Origin of the sequence: Stutzerimonas stutzeri (assembly GCF_000935215.1) — a bacterium.
Lineage (GTDB): Bacteria > Pseudomonadota > Gammaproteobacteria > Pseudomonadales > Pseudomonadaceae > Stutzerimonas.
On record NZ_JXXD01000315.1, the window covers coordinates 19243 to 41409 of the forward strand.

23 protein-coding genes and 1 pseudogene are annotated in these 22167 nt (G+C 62.2%); 3 read left to right on the forward strand and 21 right to left on the reverse strand.

Annotated features, from left to right (window positions below):
* From LO50_RS22460 to ccmA, 6 genes are all read right to left on the reverse strand, one after another.
* A complete protein-coding gene (locus LO50_RS22460; protein WP_023446668.1) occupies window positions 1-1974 on the reverse strand; it encodes a heme lyase CcmF/NrfE family subunit in 1974 nt (657 codons plus the stop codon).
* The gene (ccmE, locus tag LO50_RS22465; RefSeq protein WP_014820834.1) at window positions 1971-2438 is read right to left on the reverse strand and encodes a cytochrome c maturation protein CcmE; all 468 of its coding nucleotides are present in this window, start codon (window positions 2436-2438) and stop codon (window positions 1971-1973) included. The genes LO50_RS22460 and ccmE overlap by 4 nt, the downstream gene beginning before the upstream one ends.
* Window positions 2435-2611 (reverse strand): heme exporter protein CcmD, encoded by a 177-nt coding sequence (gene ccmD / locus LO50_RS22470; RefSeq protein WP_014820835.1) that lies wholly within the window; start codon window positions 2609-2611, stop codon window positions 2435-2437. Before ccmD ends, ccmE begins: the two co-directional genes overlap by 4 nt.
* Window positions 2608-3363 (reverse strand): heme ABC transporter permease, encoded by a 756-nt coding sequence (locus LO50_RS22475; protein WP_042926974.1) that lies wholly within the window; start codon window positions 3361-3363, stop codon window positions 2608-2610. Before LO50_RS22475 ends, ccmD begins: the two co-directional genes overlap by 4 nt.
* Before the next feature lie 93 nt (window positions 3364-3456).
* Window positions 3457-4128 carry a heme exporter protein CcmB gene (gene ccmB / locus LO50_RS22480; protein ID WP_014820836.1) on the reverse strand — a complete coding sequence of 224 codons (672 nt, stop codon included), beginning with the start codon at window positions 4126-4128 and terminating at the stop codon, window positions 3457-3459.
* Window positions 4125-4760, reverse strand: a complete 636-nt coding sequence (gene ccmA, locus LO50_RS22485) for a cytochrome c biogenesis heme-transporting ATPase CcmA (RefSeq protein WP_014820837.1) — start codon at window positions 4758-4760, stop codon at window positions 4125-4127. The genes ccmB and ccmA overlap by 4 nt, the downstream gene beginning before the upstream one ends.
* A gap of 136 nt (window positions 4761-4896) precedes the next feature.
* Here ccmA and fliK point away from each other — a divergent pair, with 136 nt between their 5' ends.
* Both fliK and LO50_RS22495 read left to right on the forward strand, forming a co-directional pair.
* Window positions 4897-6426 carry a flagellar hook-length control protein FliK gene (gene fliK / locus LO50_RS22490; RefSeq protein ID WP_044316421.1) on the forward strand — a complete coding sequence of 510 codons (1530 nt, stop codon included), beginning with the start codon at window positions 4897-4899 and terminating at the stop codon, window positions 6424-6426.
* Window positions 6423-6756, forward strand: a pseudogene (locus LO50_RS22495) (EscU/YscU/HrcU family type III secretion system export apparatus switch protein). The gene fliK and the pseudogene LO50_RS22495 overlap by 4 nt, the downstream one beginning before the upstream one ends.
* On the opposite strand, the gene LO50_RS22500 reads toward LO50_RS22495, so the two are convergent.
* From LO50_RS22500 to flhA, 15 genes are all read right to left on the reverse strand, one after another.
* Complete coding sequence (locus tag LO50_RS22500) at window positions 6737-7177, reverse strand: rhodanese-like domain-containing protein (RefSeq protein ID WP_014820840.1); 441 nt, start codon at window positions 7175-7177, stop codon at window positions 6737-6739. The pseudogene LO50_RS22495 and the gene LO50_RS22500 overlap by 20 nt on opposite strands.
* Window positions 7178-7313: 136 nt before the next feature.
* On the reverse strand, window positions 7314-7727 hold the full coding sequence (locus LO50_RS22505; protein WP_041014448.1) for a DUF2802 domain-containing protein: 414 nt from the start codon (window positions 7725-7727) through the stop codon (window positions 7314-7316).
* A 3-nt stretch (window positions 7728-7730) separates the two neighbouring features.
* Window positions 7731-8210 (reverse strand): chemotaxis protein CheW, encoded by a 480-nt coding sequence (locus LO50_RS22510; RefSeq protein ID WP_014820842.1) that lies wholly within the window; start codon window positions 8208-8210, stop codon window positions 7731-7733.
* Window positions 8211-8293: 83 nt separating this feature from the next.
* Entirely contained in the window at window positions 8294-9094 is an 801-nt protein-coding gene (locus LO50_RS22515) for a CheW domain-containing protein (RefSeq protein WP_044316422.1), read from the reverse strand.
* 87 nt (window positions 9095-9181) lie between these two features.
* On the reverse strand, window positions 9182-9970 hold the full coding sequence (locus LO50_RS22520) for a ParA family protein (RefSeq protein WP_014820844.1): 789 nt from the start codon (window positions 9968-9970) through the stop codon (window positions 9182-9184).
* A gap of 86 nt (window positions 9971-10056) precedes the next feature.
* On the reverse strand, window positions 10057-10899 hold the full coding sequence (motD, locus tag LO50_RS22525; RefSeq protein ID WP_023446676.1) for a flagellar motor protein MotD: 843 nt from the start codon (window positions 10897-10899) through the stop codon (window positions 10057-10059).
* A 5-nt stretch (window positions 10900-10904) separates the two neighbouring features.
* Entirely contained in the window at window positions 10905-11645 is a 741-nt protein-coding gene (locus LO50_RS22530) for a flagellar motor protein (RefSeq protein WP_014820846.1), read from the reverse strand.
* 16 nt (window positions 11646-11661) lie between these two features.
* Window positions 11662-12777 carry a protein-glutamate methylesterase/protein-glutamine glutaminase gene (locus tag LO50_RS22535; protein ID WP_044316423.1) on the reverse strand — a complete coding sequence of 372 codons (1116 nt, stop codon included), beginning with the start codon at window positions 12775-12777 and terminating at the stop codon, window positions 11662-11664.
* Between the two features lie 53 nt (window positions 12778-12830).
* Window positions 12831-15023, reverse strand: a complete 2193-nt coding sequence (locus LO50_RS22540; RefSeq protein ID WP_044316424.1) for a chemotaxis protein CheA — start codon at window positions 15021-15023, stop codon at window positions 12831-12833.
* A gap of 11 nt (window positions 15024-15034) precedes the next feature.
* Window positions 15035-15829 (reverse strand): protein phosphatase CheZ, encoded by a 795-nt coding sequence (locus LO50_RS22545; RefSeq protein WP_042926985.1) that lies wholly within the window; start codon window positions 15827-15829, stop codon window positions 15035-15037.
* A 23-nt stretch (window positions 15830-15852) separates the two neighbouring features.
* Window positions 15853-16227, reverse strand: coding sequence for a chemotaxis response regulator CheY (locus LO50_RS22550; protein WP_011913679.1), 375 nt, complete (start codon window positions 16225-16227; stop codon window positions 15853-15855).
* Window positions 16228-16301: 74 nt separating this feature from the next.
* Window positions 16302-17027, reverse strand: a complete 726-nt coding sequence (gene fliA, locus LO50_RS22555; RefSeq protein WP_044316425.1) for an RNA polymerase sigma factor FliA — start codon at window positions 17025-17027, stop codon at window positions 16302-16304.
* Window positions 17028-17044: 17 nt separating this feature from the next.
* Window positions 17045-17872, reverse strand: coding sequence for a flagellar synthesis regulator FleN (fleN, locus tag LO50_RS22560; protein ID WP_014820851.1), 828 nt, complete (start codon window positions 17870-17872; stop codon window positions 17045-17047).
* Window positions 17873-17963: 91 nt separating this feature from the next.
* Entirely contained in the window at window positions 17964-19256 is a 1293-nt protein-coding gene (gene flhF / locus LO50_RS22565; protein WP_044316426.1) for a flagellar biosynthesis GTPase FlhF, read from the reverse strand.
* 15 nt (window positions 19257-19271) lie between these two features.
* Window positions 19272-21392 (reverse strand): flagellar biosynthesis protein FlhA, encoded by a 2121-nt coding sequence (flhA, locus tag LO50_RS22570; RefSeq protein ID WP_044316427.1) that lies wholly within the window; start codon window positions 21390-21392, stop codon window positions 19272-19274.
* 221 nt (window positions 21393-21613) lie between these two features.
* Between flhA and sodC the strand changes: the two genes are divergently transcribed.
* Window positions 21614-22135 carry a superoxide dismutase family protein gene (gene sodC / locus LO50_RS22575; protein ID WP_014820854.1) on the forward strand — a complete coding sequence of 174 codons (522 nt, stop codon included), beginning with the start codon at window positions 21614-21616 and terminating at the stop codon, window positions 22133-22135.
* Window positions 22136-22167 lie beyond the last annotated feature (32 nt).

Consider the following 22167-nt stretch of genomic DNA (forward strand, 5'->3'; position numbering starts at 1 on the left):
TCAGGCTCCTTGTGCGGCCATGCCCAGCGCTTCGCGCACGCGGGTCTTCACCTTGACTCGATAACGACGATCACTCGCCGCCAGCACACCGCCGAGCCCCATCATCAGCGCTCCGAGCCAGATCCAGCGAACGAAGGGCTTGATGTGAACACGCACGGCCCACGCCCCATCACCCAGCGGCTCACCCAGCGCGACATAAAGGTCGCGGGTGAAGCCCGCATCGATACCCGCCTCGGTCATCGGCATCTGCTGCACGGTGTACAGGCGCTTTTCCGGGTGCAGCGTGGCGATCTGCTTGTCGCCGTCGAGCACGCGAATGGTCGCCTTGTCCGACGTGAAGTTCGGTCCTTCGTGATGCACCGCGCCTTCGAAGACGAACTCATAGCCGCCAAGCGACAGCGACTCCCCAGGAGCCAGGCGCAGATCGCGCTCCGCACTTTGGTGGCTGGTGAGTACCACGCCAATGGCACAGACCGCCAGCCCGAGGTGCGCCAGATGCATGCCCCAGTAGCTTGGCGCGAGGCTGCGCATGCCCTTGAACAAACCCTTGTGGCGCGTCTTGTCCAGCAGATCACGGACGCCAGCGATCACCACCCAGGCCGCCAGCAAGGACACTGCAAGCACCGCCCAGTTGAAGTCACCGAACAGCAACGAGCCCAGACCACCAAGCACTACGCTGGTGATCAGCACTGGCGTGAGCATGCCGAGCAACCACTTCAGCGGAGTGTCCTTCCAGCGCACCAGGATTCCGACACCCAACGTCAGCATCAGCGCGCCAATCAGCGGAACGAACATCGCATTGAAGTACGGTGGGCCGACGGAAAGCTTGGCACCGGACAATGCGTCCAGCAGCAGCGGATAGAGCGTGCCGAGGAGAATCATCGCCGTGGCGACGACCAACAGCAGGTTATTGACTAGCAGCAGAGTCTCGCGCGACCACAGGCCGAACCCGACCTGGCTTTTGACCACAGGCGCGCGCATGGCAAACAGCGTCAGCGAGCCGCCTACCACCATCAGCAGAAAGATCAGAATGAACACGCCACGCTCGGGATCGGTAGCAAACGCGTGCACCGACGTCAGCACGCCGGAACGGACCAGGAAGGTCCCAAGCAGGCTCAGCGAGAACGCCGCGATTGCCAGCAACACGGTCCAGCTCTTGAACACGCCGCGCTTCTCGGTCACTGCCAACGAGTGAATCAGCGCCGTACCGACCAGCCAGGGCATGAAGGAGGCGTTTTCCACCGGATCCCAGAACCACCAGCCGCCCCAGCCGAGCTCGTAATAGGCCCACCAGGAGCCAAGGGCAATGCCCAGGCCGAGGAAGGCCCAGGCGACGAGCGTCCAAGGACGCGACCAGCGTGCCCAGGCCGCGTCAAGGCGACCACCGAGCAACGCGGCGATCGCAAAGGCGAACGCCACCGAGAAACCCACGTACCCCATGTAAAGCATGGGCGGGTGGACGATCAAACCGAAATCCTGCAGCAGTGGATTGAGGTCACGTCCATCCATTGGAACCTGCGGCAGCAGCCGCTCGAAGGGGTTCGAGGTGACGATAAGAAAGAGCAGGAAACCGATGCTGATCAAACCCATGACGCCGAGCACGCGCGCCAGCATGTCTTCCGGTAGCTGGCGGGAGAAGATCGCCACGGCAAAGGTCCAGCCGGCCAGGATGAAGGCCCACAGCAGCAAGGAGCCTTCGTGAGCGCCCCAGACTGCGCTGAACTTGTAGTACCAGGGCAAGGCACTGTTGGAGTTGTGGGCGACGTAGGCAACGGAGAAATCGTCGACCATGAAGGCGTAGGTCAGGCAGGCGAAGGAGAAACCGAGAAAGGCGAACTGACCCCAGGCGGCTGGTTGGGCCAGGCCCATCCACTGTCGGTCACCGCGCCAAGCACCGATCAGCGGCAGCGTGGCCTGGACCACTGCCAGGCACAGCGCCAGAATCATCGCCAGATGGCCGAGCTCGGGAATCATTTCGCGTACTCCTGCTTACCGCCCTCGTAGTGCTTCATCATGCCGCTCTTCTCCAGCGCCTGAGTTACTTCGGGCGGCATGTAGTTTTCGTCATGCTTGGCCAGCACTTCGTCGGCAACCAGAACACCCTCGGAATTGACCCGACCCAGCGCGACGATACCCTGCCCTTCGCGGAACAGGTCCGGGAGAATTCCCTGGTAAGTGATAGTGATCGCCTTGGCGCCATCAGTGACACGGAAGGCGACGCTGAGTGAGTCGTTGGTACGCTTCACCGAACCCTCTTCGACCAGGCCGCCTGCTCGAATCCGGGTGCCCTCAGGAGCCTCCCCCGCTGCGATCTGGGTCGGCGTGTAGAACAGGTTGATGTTCTGCTGCAGAGCGGACAACGCCAGCGCCACGGCGATACCGACACCGGCGAGGATCGCCAGGACGATGAAAAGACGCTTCTTGCGCACCGGATTCACTTCGACTCCTCCCGGCGCAAACGACGCGCCTCATCTTGCAGGTAACGCCGGCGTGCCAAGGCTGGCAGCGCGACGTTGAGAATCAGGACAGCCAGGCTGATGCCATAGGACGTCCAGACGTACACGCCATGATTGCCCATGGCGATGAAATCCGCGAAGGATGAAAAGTTCACGAGTTGTTTCCTACCAGAGCCTTGACCTCATTCTTCACCCAGCTGGCGCGCGATTCGCGACGCAGCACTTCCAGGCGCATGCGCATCAGCAGCACCACTGTGAAGAAGCAGTAGAAGCCGATCACCATCACCAGGAGCGGCAGCCACATTTCAATTGGCATCGCCGGTTTTTCGGTGACGGTGAACGTTGCCGGCTGGTGCAGCGTGTTCCACCACTCCACCGAATACTTGATGATCGGGATGTTCACCACTCCGACGATGGCCAGCACAGCGCACGCCTTGGCCGCGCTGTCACGATTGCTGATCGCCTGTCCGAGCGCAATGATGCCGAAGTACAGAAACAGCAGGATGAGCATTGAGGTCAGCCGTGCGTCCCATACCCACCAGGCACCCCAGGTCGGCTTGCCCCAGACCGCGCCGGTCAACAGGGCGATAAAGGTCATCCAGGCGCCGATGGGGGCGGCCTGCTGCAGAGCCACATCGGCCAGCTTCATCTTCCAGACCAGCCCGACCACCCCCGCCACTGCGAGCATCACGTAGATCGACTGAGCGAGAAACGCAGCCGGCACGTGGATATAGATGATCCGGAAGCTGTTGCCCTGCTGGTAATCCTCAGGCGCGAACGCCAGACCCCAGACCACACCGACGCTGACCAGCAGCACGGCTGCCCAGGCAAGCCAGGGCAGCCAGCGGCCGCTGATCTCGTAGAACCATTTGGGTGAGCCCAGCTTGTGAAACCATGTCCAGTTCATCGGATGACTCGTCGTCCAGCGGGACCTTGCAAATGCAGGCCCCGAGATTCGTTACATCGACCGGGTGTGAGCGCCGGCCATCTGGGTGTGTCGCTATTCGCCAACGCTGATCTTCAGCCCGGCAGCTATCGCAAAGGGTGTAAGGGTCACGGCCAACGCAGTCAGACTGGCCAGCCAAAGCAGGTGACCGACTGCCGGCAGACCTTGCAACGACGCTTGCAGGGCGCCGCTGCCGAGAATCAGTACCGGGATGTAGAGCGGCAGGATGAGCAACGCCAGCAGCAAGCCACCCCGCTTTAATCCTACCGTCAACGCCGCGCCCACCGCACCGAGCAGACTCAGAATCGGCGTCCCCAGCAACAGTGAAACCAGCAGCACCGGAATGGTCCCAAGCGGCAGACCCAACATCAAGCCCAACAGCGGCGCCAGTAGCACCAGCGCCAACCCGGAAAAAGCCCAGTGCGCCAGCACCTTGGCGAGAACCAGGAGCGCGAGCGGGTGCGGCGAAACGACCCACTGCTCGAGCGAGCCATCTTCGAAATCACTGCGAAAAAGACCATCCAGTGACAGCAGAACGGCCAATAGTGCTGCCACCCAGACCAAGCCGGGAGAGATGGTTTGCAGAAGCTGAGTCTCCGGCCCTACCGCAAGCGGGAACAACGCGATAACGATGGCGAAGAACACCAGCGGGTTGGCCAGCTCAGCCGGGCGACGGAACAGCAGACGCGTCTCGCGCGCCAGCAGAAGAGTGAATACGCTGCTCATGCGGCTCGCTGTCCCAGATCGAGCTCACAGTAGCCGGTAGGCTTTTCCGTCAGGCTGTGGTGAGTGGTCAGTACGACCAGTCCGCCCTGCTCGCAATGCGCTGCGAGATGCCTCTCAAGCTGAGCCACGCCATGTTTGTCGAGCGCGGTAAATGGCTCATCGAGAATCCACAGCGGCGGTGGCGAGAGATACAGACGCGCCAACCCCACGCGGCGCTGCTGGCCAGCAGAAAGGGTATGACAGGGCACGTCTTCGAACCCGCGCAGTCCCACTTCGGCAAGTGCATGCCATATCGCCTCGCGGCTGGCCGGCTGGTGCAACGCACAGAGCCAGGTGAGATTCTCCTCAGCTGTCAGCAAGCCCTTGATGCCAGCAGCATGGCCGATCCACAACAGGTTGCGTGCCAGTTCACCACGCTGAGCGCTGAGCGACCGGCCCTTGAGCAGCACCTCGCCTGCGGTTGGTTGCATCAGGCCGCATAGCAGGCGCAGCAGACTGGTTTTGCCGCTGCCATTGGGCCCGGAAATCTGCAGCATTTCCCCACTCTCGAGACGCAGATCCAGCTTGTCGAAAAGCAGCCGCCAATCCCGTTCGCAAGCGAGGGCTACGGCTTCGAGAAAGGGAGTTGACACGGCTGGCGACACCTCAAGATGAAAAAGGCCTGGCCGCTATACTCAGGAAGCAGGGCCAGGCGGGCGGAATTATACATGGCAACCTTTGGTGCCGAGGGCCGCGAACGCGAAAGGTTGTAAGAGCATTTGAGGAAAGATGACCGAGATCAAGAGTACCACTGCCCTGCCCCCAAGCAGCGCGCCGCGCCAGGCGGCAGCGGCGAATGACCTCGCTTTGAAACTGCTGCAACCGATGCAAGGCCTTCTGGCGGCTGGCGAAAACGCCGAAGCGGAGGTAGTCAGCATCAGGGAAGCGGCGCAGGCATTTCGGCTGGTGCTGCGGCTGACCATGGGCAGCGGGCGCCAGGCGACCGTCGAGGTCAGCAGCAACAAGGCGCCGCCACCCGGCACCGCATACGTCATCACCGCCCTGTCCGACACCCGGTTGCTGGCCGCCCCACAGATCGCCGGGCGCCAGCCCGCCTCGATGATCGACCTTCAACAACTGCCGGTCGGCAGCGTCATCCAGGGCCGTGTCGTGGCGACCAGTCAACAGCAGCCGGAGGACGGGCAGAAGATCTTCAAGGCGGTCATCAGCCTGCTCAACAGCTCCGTCGCTGGACAGAAGCTGAATATCGAATCAGCCAACCCGCTGGCACTCGGCAGCCTGCTGACAGCGCAGGTTAAGGGCGACCAATCCCTCGCATTCCTTCCGCTGAGCGGGCGCCTCGATCAGCTGCATCTCGGCGAGCAACTGGGCGCCCAACACAACCGCCAGGCCTCGCTGGAAGGCCTGTTCAAGGCTCTACAGGGTGGTATCGGGGCGCTCCCCGGGGGGCTGCGCGGCGCCGCCGAAAAACTGCTGGGGCTGATACCCGAAATGCAGCAACTGGGCGATGCCAAGGCACTCGCCGCAGCGCTGGCCAGGAGCGGCGTGTTCCTTGAGGCACGCTTGCTGGCCGGGCAAACCGAAGGACTGCAGGGCGACCTCAAGGCTGGGCTGCTGCGCCTACTGGCGCAAATGCCCAATCTTCCAGGTAGCACGCCGCTGGCCAGCGCCCAGGCCAGTGCCGCCATGGGCCAGGCGTTGCCTGCATTTGCGCGGCAAGCGCTGGGCTCCCTGGCGCAAAGCAATGTCCGTCAGCTCGCGCAGGGGTTCCCGCTACCAACCCGGCTGCCGCCTGGTCTGGAAGAAGAAGCCGACCTCGAAATGCTGCTCAAGCTCGCAGCCGCCGCGGTATCCAGGCTGCAGACCCATCAACTGTCCAGTCTCGCGCAGACACAAATCGGCCCGGACGGCGCCCTCCTCACCACCTGGCAGCTGGAGCTGCCAATGCGCGACCAGCGCGATATCGTGCCGCTGCAAATCAAGCTGCAGCGCGAAGAAGAGCCGAGAAAGCAGGAAAAGGAGCGTGGCGAGCCGCTCTGGAAGATCGAACTCGCATTCGATGTCGCACCACTCGGGCCACTGCAAGTTCAAGCACAGTTGACGCGCGGCACCCTCACCAGCCAGCTGTGGGCCGAGCGCAGTGCCACGGCCCAGTTGGTGGCGACCGAACTTACCCATCTGCGTGAGCGCCTACAGGCAGCCGGGCTGAGTGTCGGAGAACTGAGCTGCAGGCAAGGAATGCCACCGCAGGGTCCGAGCACCAATCTGGAGCAACGCTTCGTGGACGAAAAGGCATGACCGACAAGCAGCCACGCCAGGCAATCGCGCTCAGCTTATGACGGTGTCAACGCGCCAAGTCTGAGCGCCAAGGGTGATGACGAGCTGGCCGAGACGATCCTCGCCATCGCTCGGGAACATGAGGTGCCGATCTACGAGAACGCCGATCTGGTGAGATTGTTGGCGAAACTGGAGCTGGGCGACGAGATCCCGGAAGCGTTATACCGCACCATCGCGGAGATCATCGCCTTTGCCTGGTATCTCAAGGGCAAATGCCCACCAGGGTTCCACGAACGGAGCGCAGGCGAACCAGCGCCACCCCTGCCGCAACTCAGTGGGCCTGCGCGTTGAGTACGACGGCTGCACGATCTTCACCAGTGACCTGAGGGAGATCATGCAGCTGCCAGGCGAAATAGCCGGCACGGAAATAGAACACCCGCTGGTAGCCCCAGGCCACGGCCATTCTTGCGGCTTCCGCGCTACGCGGGCAGATTTCGCTGTCGCAGTAAATCACCAGCGGAAGCTCACGCGGCCACTCCGGCCCGGCCAGGCTGACGAAATCACTGGCCAGATCGAAGTGCACGGCGCCTTCCACGTGGCCCCATAACCATTCGCGGTCGGCACGCACATCGATGAAGACGGCGCCCAGTTCATGAAGGCGCTTGGCTTGAAAGACGTTTACGGTCATTGCGCCGTCCACATCGTCTGGCGCCTCGACGGCCTGAGCGCCAAGCGAAACCATGAACAGCAACAGAATGAGAGTAAGCCGCATCATTGCCCTCCTCGCCCCAAGCATGGGACCTGGACAAGCTCAGCAATGCCAAGCTGATACGGATTGGAATGTGCAGGGTGTGGGAGGTTCCGGCGCAAGACCCGGAAGGGACGACCAGTCGACGGAAAAACCGCAATCAGGGTTTCTTGCGAGCCTGATGCAGTTTGCTCATCAGCTCCGCCTCGGATTGCGACAGGCCACAGGACTGCGTCAGGTCGTCGACGCTTGCGCCCATGCCGACCAGTTTGGCCGCCTGGGAGAAGGAGAAGTTGTTGGGGTCGCGCTGTTCCAGCTGGGTGAGCTTGTCCGGCAACGGCGCCAGCGTGCGACTCAGCTCACGCAACTCATCACCCATGCGCAAGCTGCCTTCCAGATAGGCATCCAGGCGGCTGCTCAGCTCCTTGATGCGCTTATCCCTGTTCGCATCGCGTTGCTGCTGTTGTTCGGCCAGAAACCGCTGCCGCCTGAGCAGCCACAGGCAGAAGCCCAGCAGCCCAAGACAGCAGAAGGCCAGCGCAACCAACGATGCGACCAGCGACGCGATCAGCATGTATCAGATGCTCTCAAGCTCGGCCCATTCTTCTTCGCTCATCATCTTGTCGAGTTCGACCAGAATCAGCAGCTCGCCGTTCTTGTTGCAAACGCCCTGGATGAATTTGGCTGACTCATCATTACCGACGTTGGGCGCAGTTTCGATCTCGGATTGGCGAAGATAGACCACCTCGGCAACGCTATCGACCATGATGCCGATGACCTGACGATCCGCCTCGATGATCACGATTCGAGTATTGTCCGATACCGACGCGGTTTCCAGGCCGAAACGCTGACGCGTGTCGATCACCGTCACCACATTGCCGCGCAGGTTGATGATGCCGAGCACATAGCTCGGAGCACCCGGTACCGGCGCAATCTCGGTATAACGCAACACCTCCTGGACCTGCATCACGTTGATACCGTACGTCTCGTTGTCCAGACGGAAGGTCACCCATTGCAGTACAGGATCTTCGGAACCCTGCGCAGACGTCATCTTCATAGCCCCACCTTCTTCAGTTACCGCAATGGCGGTCGATTCTATCGCCGGGCCGCGCAACAGGCGCGACCGTCAATTGTTTGCTTTCAATGCGTCCGCGGCTTCGTCGCGCCCTGCATCTGTTTCACAGCGCCACTGGCGATCAGCTCGGCCAGCGCAGTCACGTCGACCAGCGCGCACATATGCTCGATTACCGTACCGGCCAGCCATGGACGCTGACTGCGCTGCGTACGCCACTTGACCTCACTGGGGTCGAGGCGAATCGAGCGACTGACCTGATGGACCGCCAGCCCCCATTCGTAGCCCTGAACCGAGATCACGTACTGCAACCCCTCGCGGAAGTCGTCACGGTACCGATCAGGCATCACCCAGCGCGCGGTGTCCAGCACCTTCAGATTGCCTGACTGGCTCGGCAGTATGCCAAGAAACCAGTCGGGCTGACCGAACAGCGGCGTCAGCTCCTGCCCGGCCAGCGGATAGATGGAGCCCAGGCACACCAGCGGCACCGCCAGGGTCAACCCTGCCACATCGAACAGCAGACACTCGAAAGGCTCCTCACCCCAACCCGGATGAGCGTCAGGCACGGCTTCGACTGGCTCGCTGGGCAGCTGCGGCGCAACCTCGAGCTCCACGACCGGCTCAAGAGTCAGCACCGACGGCATCGCCAGAGGCGCTTCCACCACGGGCGGCGGCGCCGGCTGGACTATTTCCAGACGCGGCGGTTGGCTCTGCCGTGTATCACGCAGTTGCTCCTCGAGCACGGCCGCCTGGAATTCGTCCTGACTGACCGAGTCGGCCAGTTCGATGGCAGCGTCCTGCAACAGCCCATCGAGATAGGACTGCAGCGCCTGCTGGGATCGGGTTTCGGTTAGGACGGTGCGGCTCATGGAACGAACTCGTTATGAGAATCTGAACAGGCTATCGGCCACTGGCGCGACAAACTTGAGCTGGCAGGCGCCGAGCGGCATGGCACTTCACGCCACCTGCGGAGACACTTGCGACGCCAGCAGATGCTTGAGCAAGGCACGATAGGCAAGAACCGCACGACTGGTCGGATCGAACTGCGAAGGCGTCAGGCCGGCGCGGCTGGCATCGCGCAGCCGCGTATCGACCGGGATGAACGCTGGCCAGAGATGATCGGCATAACCGGCTCGCAGTACCTTGAGCGTATTCATCGAGGCCTGGGTGCGGCGGTCGAACAAGGTCGGCACGATGGTGTAAGGCAGCGCTTGCTTGCGCGAACGGTTGATCATCGACAGCGTGCTGACCATTCGCTCGAGACCCTTCATCGCCAGAAACTCCGTCTGCACCGGAATCACCAGCTGCTGACTGGCAGCCAGCGCGTTGACCATCAGCACGCCGAGCAGCGGCGGGCTGTCGATGATGGCGTAATCGAAGTCCTGCCAAAGCTGCGACAGGCTCTTGGCAATGACCAGCCCGAGGCCGTTCTGCCCGGGCGACTGGCGCTCGAGTGTCGCCAGCACGGTACTGGAAGGCATCAGCGAGATACGCTCGTGACTGGTGGCCAGCAGCAGCTGCCACGGCAGGCCATCCGGCACGGTACCCTGGTGCTGGAAGAGATCGAAGACGCTATGGTCCAGGTTATCGGGATCATGCCCGAAATAGCTGGTCATCGACCCATGCGGATCCAGATCCAGCACGACGACGCGCTTGCCGGAATCGGCCAGCAAGCCCGCCAGTGCGATCGACGTAGTGGTCTTGCCCACCCCACCCTTTTGATTGGCTACAGCCCAGACTCTCATTGATCTTCCACCCGGCGAAGCTGACCGGAACGGCATTGCCTGAAACGGCAAAGCGACGGTGTTTTGACGACTGCGCCCTGAAGCGCTTACATGGACACAGCCGGTGCAGATTGTGTGCCAGCCCGGCGCAACGCATCGTCAGGCCGTACATTGCTGCTGCCCATTCCGGTGACACTCCGGCGCACATCGAGATTGCGCGACACCACCAGAATCACCCGCCGGTTGCGCGCCCGGCCTTCGGCCGTCGCGTTGTCCGCCACGGGCTGAAATTCGCCATAGCCCACCGCTGCCATCCGCGAAGGGTCCACCCCCTGCGCTGCAAGCATCCTCACAACGCTGCCAGCGCGGGCTGCGGACAGCTCCCAGTTGGTAGGGAACTGGCTGGTGCTGATTGGCAGATTGTCGGTAAACCCTTCGACATGGATCGGGTTGTCGAAAGGGGCCAGAATTCCGGCGACCTTGTCGATCAGCAGAAATGCCTGGTCGTTGGGAAGCGCATCGCCGCTGGGGAACAGCAGGCTGGAGTTGAGTTCGATCTCGATCCACAGCTCATTGCCACGGATCGTCAGTTGCTCGTTGGCGATCAGCTCGCCGAACGTCTCGCGCATGCTCTGCGCAATTCGCTCCAGCGGATCGAGGGTCGGCTTCCCCGCCGACGAAGCCGGGCCCGACAGATCCTCGACCTGGGACACATCCGCCTCGGTGGTCCGAGGTCGCTCCTCACCGATGGGGATGGGCTTGACCGAACGATCGACCTGATTGAACACGCCGACCAGCGAATCGGAGAGGATCTTGTACTTGCCCTCGTTGATCGAGGAGATCGAGTACATCACCACGAAGAAGGCAAATAACAGCGTGATGAAGTCGGCGTAGGACACCAGCCATCGCTCGTGATTCTCGTGCTCTTCCGGTGGTCTGCGTCTGGCCATGGCGGTCAGTCCATGAAGCCTTGCAGCTTCATCTCGATGGAACGCGGATTTTCGCCCTCGGCGATGGACAGCACGCCCTCCAGCAGCATCTCGCGATAGGCGGTCTGCCGCTGGACGACGCTCTTCAGCTTGTTGCCGACCGGCAGCACCAGCAGGTTGGCGAAAGCGACGCCATAGATGGTCGCCACGAACGCAACGGCGATGCCGCTGCCCAGCTGGCTGGGATCGGCCAGATTGCCCATCACGTGGATCAACCCCATTACCGCGCCGATGATGCCGATGGTCGGCGAGTAGCCACCCATGCTCTCGTAGACCTTGGCCGCGCGCAGGTCACGCCCCTCCTGGGTATACAGATCGACCTCGAGGATGCTGCGGATCACTTCCGGCTCGGCGCCATCGACCAGCAACTGCAGGCCCTTGCGCGCGTATGGGTCGGGTTCCGTCTCGGCGACCGGCTCAAGGCCGAGCAACCCCTCCTTGCGCGCAGTATTGCTCCAGGTAGTGACCATGAGGATGCCGCGCGCGAGATCGATCCGCGGCGGAAAGAATATCCAGCGACCGATACTCATCGCCCGCATGAACACGGCGATGGGCGTCTGCAGCAGGACGGCACCCAGGGTACCGCCAAGCACGATCAACGCGGCCGGCCCATTGAGCAGCGCCGAGATATGGCCGCCCTCGAGAAAATTGCCCCCAACGATGGCGACGAACGCCAACAGCAGCCCGATCAGGCTGAGCACGTCCATTAGAGGCGGGCCTCCATCAGATGCACGCCTCGGCCAGATTGCGACCGATATCGTCGAGCCCGTAGACCGCATCACTCAGGTTGGCTTTGACCACCGCCATCGGCATGCCATAGATCACGCAGCTGGCTTCATCCTGCGCCCACACCTGGCTGCCGCTCTGCTTGAGCAACCGTGCGCCTTCGCGACCATCGGCACCCATGCCGGTCAGCACCACCGCCAGCACCTTGTCGTGAAACGACTTGGCGGCCGAACCGAAGGTAACGTCGACGCAGGGCTTGTAGTTGAGGCGATCATCGCCCGGCAGGATGCGGACCGCACCGCGGCCATCGATCATCATCTGCTTGCCACCCGGTGCCAGCAGAGCAAGCCCTGGGCGCAGCACGTCGCCGTCCTCGGCCTCCTTGACACGAATGCGGCAAAGCTTGTCCAGACGATCGGCGAAGGCTTTGGTGAACGCGGCCGGCATGTGCTGGATGAGCACGATCGGCGCGGGGAAATTCGCCGGGAGCTGAGTGAGCACACGCTGCAGCGCCACCGGACCGCCAGTAGACGTACCGATGGCCACCAGCTTGTACGCCTTGCGCTTGGGCGCCGGCGAACGAGCTGCCGGCGCCGCGGGCGCTGGCGTTGTAGCGCCGGTCCGGGGGGCTGCAGTAGCCAATGTCGAGGCAGTGCCACGCGCGGATACCGGCGGCGTACTTACGCTCGAGGTACAGAACGTGCTGTAGCGCCGGTTGCTGCGCGAAACGGTATGTACCTTCTCGCACAGCAGCTGCTTGACCTTATCCGGGTTACGCGAAATGTCTTCGAAGTTCTTCGGCAGATAGTCGACGGCGCCGGCATCCAGTGCATCGAGGGTGACCCGAGCGCCTTCGTGCGTCAGCGAGGAAAACATCAACACCGGTGTGGGGCAGCGCTGCATGATCTGCCGCACCGCCGTGATGCCGTCCATCATCGGCATCTCGTAGTCCATGGTGATGACATCCGGCTTCAACGCCAGCACCTGGTCGATCGCCTCGCGTCCGTTGGTGGCGGTGCCGACGACCTGGATATTCGAATCAGAGGAAAGGATTTCCGAGACGCGCCGACGAAAGAAGCCGGAATCGTCGACGACCAGGACCTTGACTGCCATACATCACTCCTAGCGGCAGCGCTCCCATCCGAGGTAAGCGCTGCCTGACTGAATCAAATCCTGCGTGCGTAGCGCTTGAGCATGCTGGGAACATCGAGAATCAGCGCGATGCGGCCATCGCCGGTGATCGTCGCGCCGGACATGCCAGGCGTACCCTGCAGCATCTTGCCAAGCGGCTTGATGACCACTTCTTCCTGGCCCACGAGCTGATCGACGACGAAGCCGATGCTCTGATTGCCGACGCTGAGAATTACTACATGGCCTTCACGCTGCTCTTCCTGAGCCGCATCGTTGACCAGCCAGCGCTTGAGGTAGAACAGCGGCAGCGCCTTGTCGCGGACGATCACCACTTCCTGGCCATCGACGACGTTGGTCCGCGACAGGTCGAGGTGGAAGATCTCGTTGACGTTGACCAGCGGGAAGGCGAAGGCCTGGTTGCCGAGCATGACCATCAGGGTCGGCATGATCGCCAGGGTCAGCGGCACCTTGATCACCACCCGCGAGCCCTGGCCCTTGGTGGAGAACACGTTCACTGTGCCATTGAGCTGGGAAATCTTGGTCTTGACCACGTCCATGCCGACACCGCGGCCGGACACGTCGGAAATCTCGGTCTTGGTCGAGAAGCCCGGCGCGAAGATCAGGTTATAGCACTCCAGGTCGCTCAGGCGATCGGCGGCATCCTTCTCCAGCATGCCTTTCTCGACGGCCTTGGCGCGCAGGACGTTGGCATCCATACCCTTGCCGTCATCACTGATGATCAACAGGATATGGTCGCCTTCCTGCTCGGCGGAAAGCACTACCCGTCCGGTACGTGGCTTGCCGGCGGCTTCGCGCTCCTCGGGCATCTCGATACCGTGGTCGACCGCGTTGCGCACCAGGTGCACCAGCGGATCGGCCAGGGCTTCGACCAGGTTCTTGTCGAGATCGGTTTCTTCACCGACGAGCTCAAGGTTGATCTCTTTCTTCAGGCTGCGAGCCAGGTCGCGGACCAGGCGCGGGAAGCGACCGAAAACCTTCTTGATCGGCTGCATGCGGGTCTTCATCACCGCACTCTGCAGATCGGCCGTCACCACGTCGAGGTTGGAGACGGCCTTGGCCATCGCCTCGTCGCCGCTGTTGGAGCCCAGGCGTACCAGACGGTTACGCACCAGCACCAGCTCGCCGACCATGTTCATGATCTCGTCCAGGCGTGCGGTATCGACGCGCACGGTGGTCTCGGCCTCGGCCGGAGGCTTTTCCGCCGGAGCAGCCGCGGCCGGCTTGCTCACCGCAGCTGCCGGAGCGGCCTTGGCCGGAGCAGCAGCAGGGGCAGGCTTGGGCGCCGGTTTGATCGGCACAGCCGCAGCAGGTTCAGCCGGAGTCTCGACGACCGCAGGCTCGAACTTGCCCTTGCCATGCAGTTGATCGAGCAGTGCTTCGAACTCGTCGTCGGTGATCTCATCAGCCGCACCAGCTGTTCCACCGCCCTTTGCCGGTTCGGCGCTTGCTGGCGCAGCGGGTTCAGACGGGGCCGCTTCGAACTTGCCCTTGCCATGCAGCTGGTCCAGCAAGGCTTCAAATTCGTCATCGGTGATTTCGTCACTGGTCGGCGCAGCAACGAACTCGCTCTCGGCAGGCATCGAGGCACCCGCAGCGGCAGAGAATTGTCCCTTGCCATGCAGCTGGTCGAGCAGCGACTCGAATTCGTCGTCGGTAATCTCGTCGGTGGCAGGGCCAGTCGCTACTTCGGCCGCAGCCGGCTCGCTGGCGGCCGGCTGAATGGCATCGAGCATCTGTTCGAATTCGCTATCGGCGCCCTCGGACCGGGATTCGGCCACGACCTGCGGTTCGACTGCCGGCGCTGGCTCATCAGCCGAGGCTGGCTCCGCCAGACGTGCCAGCGCCGCAAGCAACTCACGCGAGGCTGGCGTCGGCTCGACGCGCTCGCGGACCTGGCTGAACATCGCGTTCACGGCGTCGAGCGCCTGCAGAACGACATCCATCAGTTCGGAATCGACTCGACGCTCACCCTTACGCAGGATGTCGAAGACGTTTTCGGCGATATGGCAGCACTCCACCAGCTCATGCAGCTGGAGGAACCCGGCACCGCCCTTGACCGTATGGAACCCGCGAAAAATCGCATTGAGCAACGCCATGTCATCGGGGCTGCTTTCCAGCTCCACGAGTTGCTCGGACAATAGTTCGAGAATCTCGCCGGCCTCTACCAGGAAGTCCTGGAGGATTTCTTCATCGGCGTCGAAGCTCATATTCACTTCCCCTAAAAGCCCAGGCTTGAAAGCAGATCATCGACATCGTCCTGGCCGGAAACGACGTCTTCACGCATATCGGCATGCATCTGCGGACCTTCACCCTTGGAAGGCTCTTTTTCTTGTTTTTTCTTTTCCTGCTCGGCGCGCATCGCCTCGCGGTCATGCTGGATGCCTGCCACGCGATCGACCTGCCCCGCCATCAGGACAAGATTGAGCAGGTTGCTTTCGAGGTCACTGATGAGGCGGGTCACTCGCTTGATCACCTGGCCCGTCAGGTCCTGGAAGTCCTGCGCCAGCATGATTTCGCTGAGGTTCTGCGACAGCTGGCCGCCGTCGTTCATGCTGCGCTGCAAGTACTGGTCGATGCGCTTGACCAGGTCGCGGAACTGATCGGCGTTCATTTCACGACGCATGAAACGCTGCCAGTCGGCTGTCAGGCTCTGCGCCTCATAGCTCACGTAGTTCACCAGCGGCGCTGATTCTTCGACCAGGTCCATGGTGCGGTTGGCAGCCTTCTCGGTCATCTCCACCACGTAGGACAGGCGATCGGTCGCGTCCGTGATCGGCGACGGATCGCCGCCAGTGGCGCAGGTGTCCATCTCGAGCTTGACGATGGCGTTGTGCAGCTCGCGTGTGAGCTTGCCAACCTCCAGATAGAGCCCGTGGTTGCGCACCTGATTCAGCTCATTGAACATCTGCGTCGCTTCATCGAAGCGGCCCTGCTGCAGACTTTCGATCAACTTGGGTGCATGCGCCTTCAGAGTCGCTTCGAACTCTGCCAGGCTTTGGTCTGCTTGCGTCATAGTGCCCTCGCGGCGTTGCTGCTTCAGCCGTTGACGCGCTCGAAGATCTTCTCGATCTTCTCCTTGAGCACCTGGGCAGTGAAAGGCTTGACCACATAGCCGTTAACCCCAGCCTGGGCGGCTTCGATGATCTGATCGCGTTTCGCTTCGGCCGTCACCATCAGCACCGGCAGGTGCTTGAGGCGCTCATCGGCACGCACGGTGCGCAGCAGATCGATGCCGCTCATTCCCGGCATGTTCCAGTCGGTCACCAGGAAGTCGAAGCTACCGCTCTTGAGCATCGGCAGCGCGGTAGTACCGTCATCCGCTTCGGCGGTGTTGGTGAACCCCAGATCACGCAGGAGGTTCTTGATGATTCGTCTCATCGTCGAGAAGTCATCGACGATGAGGATTTTCATGTTCTTGTCCAAGTCGACCTCCGTAAGTCCCAAAATGCCTCAGCAAACCGAGCACGTCATACCGCAAACAATCGTCAATTGGCGCGCCATTCGCCGAGGCGCGCGCGCAAGCGCGCAGCGCACTGGCTATGCAACTGGCTCACACGCGACTCGCTGACCCCCAGCACCAGACCGATTTCCTTCAAATTCAATTCTTCGTCGTAATACAGCGACAGCACCAGCTTTTCACGCTCGGGCAGGTTGGCGATGGCGTCGGCCAGCGCCTGCTGAAAACGTTCATCCTCGAGATCACGGAACGGCTCCGGGTGGAGACTGGCAGCGTCTTCCTCGAGCTCGCCATGATCGCCTTCCTGCAGCAGATCGTCGAAGCTGAACAGGCGACTCCCCAGCGTATCGCCCAGAATGCCGTAATACTCGTCGAGACTTAGCTTAAGTTCGGCCGCAACCTCGTGATCTTTAGCGTCGCGCCCGGTTTTCGCTTCGATCGCCCGGATCGCCTCGCTGACCATCCGCGAATTGCGATGCACCGAACGCGGCGCCCAGTCACCCTTGCGGACTTCGTCCAGCATGGTGCCGCGAATGCGGATACCGGCGTAGGTTTCAAAGCTGGCACCCTTGCCGGCGTCGTATTTCTTAGCTGCTTCCAGCAGTCCGATCATTCCAGCCTGAATCAGATCGTCCACTTGCACGCTTGCAGGCAGACGCGCCAACAAGTGGTAAGCGATTCGCTTGACCAACGGGGCGTACTGATCGATCAGGCGGTACTGCGCATCCTTTGCCTGAGCCTTGCTGTAATACATAGCGGATCCGGCACCTGTCATTCGTGGCTGGGTGAAGCGGGGCTGATGAGGCGCTCTACGAAGAACTCAAGATGACCCCGCGGCGTCGCCGGCAGCGGCCAGGTATCAACCTTCTGCGCGATCGCCTTGAAGGCTAGTGCACATTTCGAGCGCGGGTACGCTTCATAGACTGCGCGCTGCTTCTGCACGGCCTTGCGCACCGCTTCGTCGTAAGGGACCGCACCGACATACTGCAGCGCCACGTCGAGAAAGCGCTCGGTAACCTTGGTCAGCTTGGCGAACAAATTGCGGCCTTCCTGCGGTGCGTGAGCCATGTTGGCCAACACGCGGAAGCGGCTGATGCCGTAATCGCGGTTCAGCAGCTTGATAAGTGCATAGGCGTCGGTGATGGACGTGGGCTCGTCGGTGACCACCAGCAGCACTTCCTGAGCTGCGCGCACGAAGCTCACCACGGAATCGCCGATGCCAGCCGCGGTGTCGATGATCAGCACGTCGAGCTCGTCGCCAAGCTCGCTGAACGCCTGGATCAACCCGGCGTGCTGCAGGGAAGACAGCTGCACCATGCTCTGCGTGCCGGATGCGGCCGGCACTACGCGGATGCCGCCCGGCCCCTGGATCAGCACGTCGCGCAGATCACATTCGCCGGCGATGACGTCAGCCAGGGTGCGCTTGGTGGTAAGCCCCAGCAGCACGTCGACGTTGGCCAGGCCAAGGTCGGCGTCAAGCAACACCACACGCCGGCCGAGGTCCGCCAGCGCCAGTGCCAGATTGACCGACACGTTGGTCTTGCCGACGCCACCCTTGCCGCCAGTCACCGCAATCACCTGTACGGGATGCATACCCATGTTCACATGCCTATATCTTGCTGGGGCCTTGCGGCCGGCGATGCGTCCGCATGGCACGCATCTGATTCATTCGAGTACCGCTGTCGCAGCATCATCCAGCCCGCCGTGACGAGCCGTTGTACAACCCGGCGAACATGTCGGCCATGGTTTCTTCGCTCGGCTCCTCGCCGGACTGCAGGCTCACCGCCCGACTGACCAGCTGATGGCTGCGCGGCAGATGCAGGTCGTCAGGAATCCGGGGACCATCGGCGAGGTAGGCTATCGGCAAATGCTGGCTGATCGTGAGACCGAGCACATCGCCAAGGCTGCCCGCCTCGTCGAGCTTCGTCAGGATACAACCGGCCAGCCCACAACGACGATAGTTGTGCCATGCGGCCTTGAGCACCTGGCTCTGGCTGGTTGCCGCCAGCACCAGGTAATTCTTCGATTTGACGCCCTTGTCCGACAGCGCTTCGAGCTGCATGCGCAGCGTCGGATCGCTTGCCGGCAAGCCGGCGGTGTCGATCAGGATGATCCGCTTACGCGCCAGCGAGGCCAGCGATTTGCTCAGCGGCTGGCTAGGATCGATCTGCACCACCGGCACGTCGAGGATCCGGCCCAGTGTCTTGAGCTGCTCCTGCGCACCGATCCGATAATTGTCCATGCTGGCCAGCGCAATGCTCTGCGCGCCGTGTTTCAGCACGTAGCGAGCAGCCAGCTTGGCCAGCGTAGTGGTCTTGCCGACGCCTGCTGGGCCGACCAGAGCAATCACACCGCCCTCTTCCAGCGGCTCGTTCTTGGTGACCTTGATTGCCTGCGCCAGATACGCCAGCACCATGCGCCAGGCCTGACGCGGCTCGTTGATACCGGCGACCTTTTCCAGCAGGCTACGCGACAACTCGGCCGGCAGGCCAAGACGCTGCAGGCGGCGCCAGAGGCCGGCCTGCTGCGGACGACGGCTCTGCTCCTGGCCCCAGGCGATCGAGCCGAGCTGCACTTCGATCAGCTCGCGCAGACCGTGCAATTCCGAGTACATCGCTTCGATGGCACGGAAATCGGCCGCAGGGGAAGGCTCGGCGACCGCCTCCGACTGCACCTTGCTGGCGGCTGCGGCGGGCTTCTCGTCAACCAGTTGACGATCCTGCATTTTCGCCCGCGGGGCAGTGCTCAGCTCGGCATGTGCATTGGCCAGGCGCGACTGCGTCTTGCGTAATTCGGCTTCCAGCGCCGGATTGGGCTTGTTGGCCGCCGGTGCGGACTGCATAGGGTAATCGAGCACAGCAGTCAGCTCGACGCCACCGGCCACCCGGCGATTGCCGATGATCACGGCATCGGCGCCCAGCTCGTCGCGGACCATTTTCATGGCGATGCGCATATCGGCGGCGAAGAAACGTTTGACCTGCATGGCCTGCACCCTCGGTTAATTCTGACCCACCGTCGAGACGATGGTGACCTGCTTGTTGTCCGGTATTTCCTGGTAGGCCAAAACATGAATGTTCGGCACCGCCAGACGCGCGAATCTCGAAAGCATCGCCCGTACCGGGCCGGCTACCAGCAACACCGCCGGTTTGCCGAGCATTTCTTGACGCTGTGCTGCTTCTACCAGGGACCTTTGCAACTTCTCGGCCATTCCCGGCTCCAGCAGAATGCCGTCTTCGGAGCCTTGCCCAGCCTTCTGCAGGCTATTGAGCAAAATCTGTTCCAACCGAGGCTCCAGGGTGATCACAGGCAGCTCCGGCTCTAGTCCCACAACGTTTTGCACGATTGCGCGAGACAGTGCGACGCGCACCGCGGCCACCATTGCGGCGGGATCTTGACTCTTGGCGGCGGCATTGGCGATGGCCTCGGCGATGGTACGGATGTCGCGCACCGGCACCTGCTCCTGCAGCAAGGCTTGCAGCACCTTGAGCAGCGTTGACAGCGAAACCATCCCGGGCACCAGCTCCTCGGCCAGCTTGGGCGAGCTCTTGGCCAGCAGCTGCAACAGTTGCTGGACTTCCTCATGGCCAAGCAGCTCATGTGCATGCTTGTGCAATACCTGATTGAGGTGGGTAGCGACCACAGTACTGGCATCCACCACGGTGTAACCCAGCGACTGCGCCTGATCGCGCTGACTCGCCTCGATCCAGACCGCCTCCAGCCCAAACGCCGGGTCTCTGGCGGTAATGCCGTTCAGCGGTCCGAACACCTGGCCCGGATTGATCGCCAGCTCGCGATCCGGATAGACCTCAGCCTCGGCCAGGCTCACACCCATCAGCGTCAAGCGATAGGCGTTGGGCAGCAGATCCAGGTTGTCGCGGATGTGAACCGAGGGCATCAGGAAACCCAGGTCCTGCGAGAGCTTCTTGCGCACCCCCTTGATACGCGCCAGCAGTTGCCCCCCCTGGTTGCGATCCACCAGCGGAATCAGCCGGTAGCCAACTTCCAGCCCCACCATGTCCACCGGCGTCACATCGTCCCAGCCCAGCTCCTTGGTTTCCGCCGCACGCTGGGCCGGGAGCAGATCCTGCTGCTTCTGTACTTCCTGCTCGGCCTTCTTCACGACCTGCTTCTGCCGATGCCAGATCCAGTACGCACCACCTGCAGCCGCGGCGCCAAGGCCGAGGAAGGACATGTGCGGCATGCCGGGAACCAGACCCATGGCAATCATGATTGCCGCGGAAACGGCCAGCGCCTTGGGCGAGGCGAACATCTGCCGCTGCACCTGCTGCCCCATGTCCTCGGAACTGGTAACACGGGTGACCATGATGGCCGCCGCGGTAGACAGCAGCAGCGAAGGAATCTGCGCAACCAGGCCATCACCGATGGTCAGCAGTGCATAGACCTGGCCGGCATCGCTGAAGCTCATACCGTGCTGCGCCATGCCGATACCGACGCCGCCGATCAGGTTGATGAAGAGAATCAGCAGACCGGCGATGGCGTCACCACGGACGAACTTCGACGCACCATCCATGGAACCGTAAAAATCAGCTTCCGATGACACTTCACTACGACGCTTCTTGGCTTCTTCCTGGTCGATCAGGCCGGCGTTGAGGTCGGCGTCGATCGCCATCTGCTTGCCGGGCATGGCATCAAGGGTGAAGCGCGCACTCACTTCCGAGATGCGGCCGGCACCCTTGGTCACCACGACGAAGTTGATGATCATCAGGATCGCGAACACCACGATACCGACGACGTAGTTGCCGCCGATCACCACATTACCGAAGGCCTCGATCACATGGCCGGCAGCGGAGCCGCCTTCATGGCCGTTGATCAACACCACCCGCGTCGACGCCACGTTCAACGCCAGACGCATCAGCGTGGCGACCAGCAGAATCGTCGGGAACACCGCGAAATCCAGCGGGCGCAACGCATAGACGCTGACCAGCAGCACGACGATCGACAACGCAATGTTGAAGGTGAACAGCAGATCCAGCAGGAACGGCGGCACCGACAGCATCATCATGCCCATCATCACGAGCAGCAGCAGCGGCACGCCGAGGTTGCCGCGCCCCGCACCCGTCAGGCCATTGCGAATATTGATGAGTTGCGTGCGATCCAACGTAGCCCCCGGGGATACAGAACGAATTCTTGACGCGACAAGCGTCCTGCCCGGGTTATAGCAAGAAGGGGTCCAACTTCTGCGGCCCGTCGCAGAGCCCGCCGCACGGTCTGTCCCTAGCCAGACCTGCGAGCCGCCGCGCCAGCGAACGCCACCGACAACTGGCAGTCACACTAGCAACCGGCGACAGCCCGTCGCCGTTTGTACAAAGGAGCTTCCAGATGAAACAGTGGATCATCGCCGCGCTGGCCGGCTGCACTGCGGTCGCCGTTCAGGCTGATACATTGAACGTCAAGGTGAACGCCGTGACGGCACAGGGCGTCGGCGAATCGGTCGGCAGCGTCAAGATCGAAAACAGCGAATACGGGCTGGTGTTCCGCCCCGAGCTATCTGGCCTGCAGCCTGGCGCCCACGGCTTTCACGTTCACGCCAAGGGCAGTTGCGAGCCGGCCGAGATCGATGGCAAGCAGACCCCGGCTGGCGCAGCGGGCGGTCACTGGGACCCGAAGAACAGCGGCAAGCATGGCGAGCCATGGGGTGACGGCCATATGGGCGACCTGCCGGCGCTGTACGTCGACAGCGAGGGCAAAGCCAGTCAGCCAGTGCTGGCGCCGCGCCTGAAGAGCTTGGGCGATATCAAAGGCTTGGCGCTGATGGTTCACCAGGGCGGAGACAATCATTCCGACCATCCGCAACCCCTCGGCGGTGGCGGTGCGCGGGTCGCCTGCGGCGTCATCGAATAACGCAGGGACATGCGGCGAGCCGGCAATCGCCG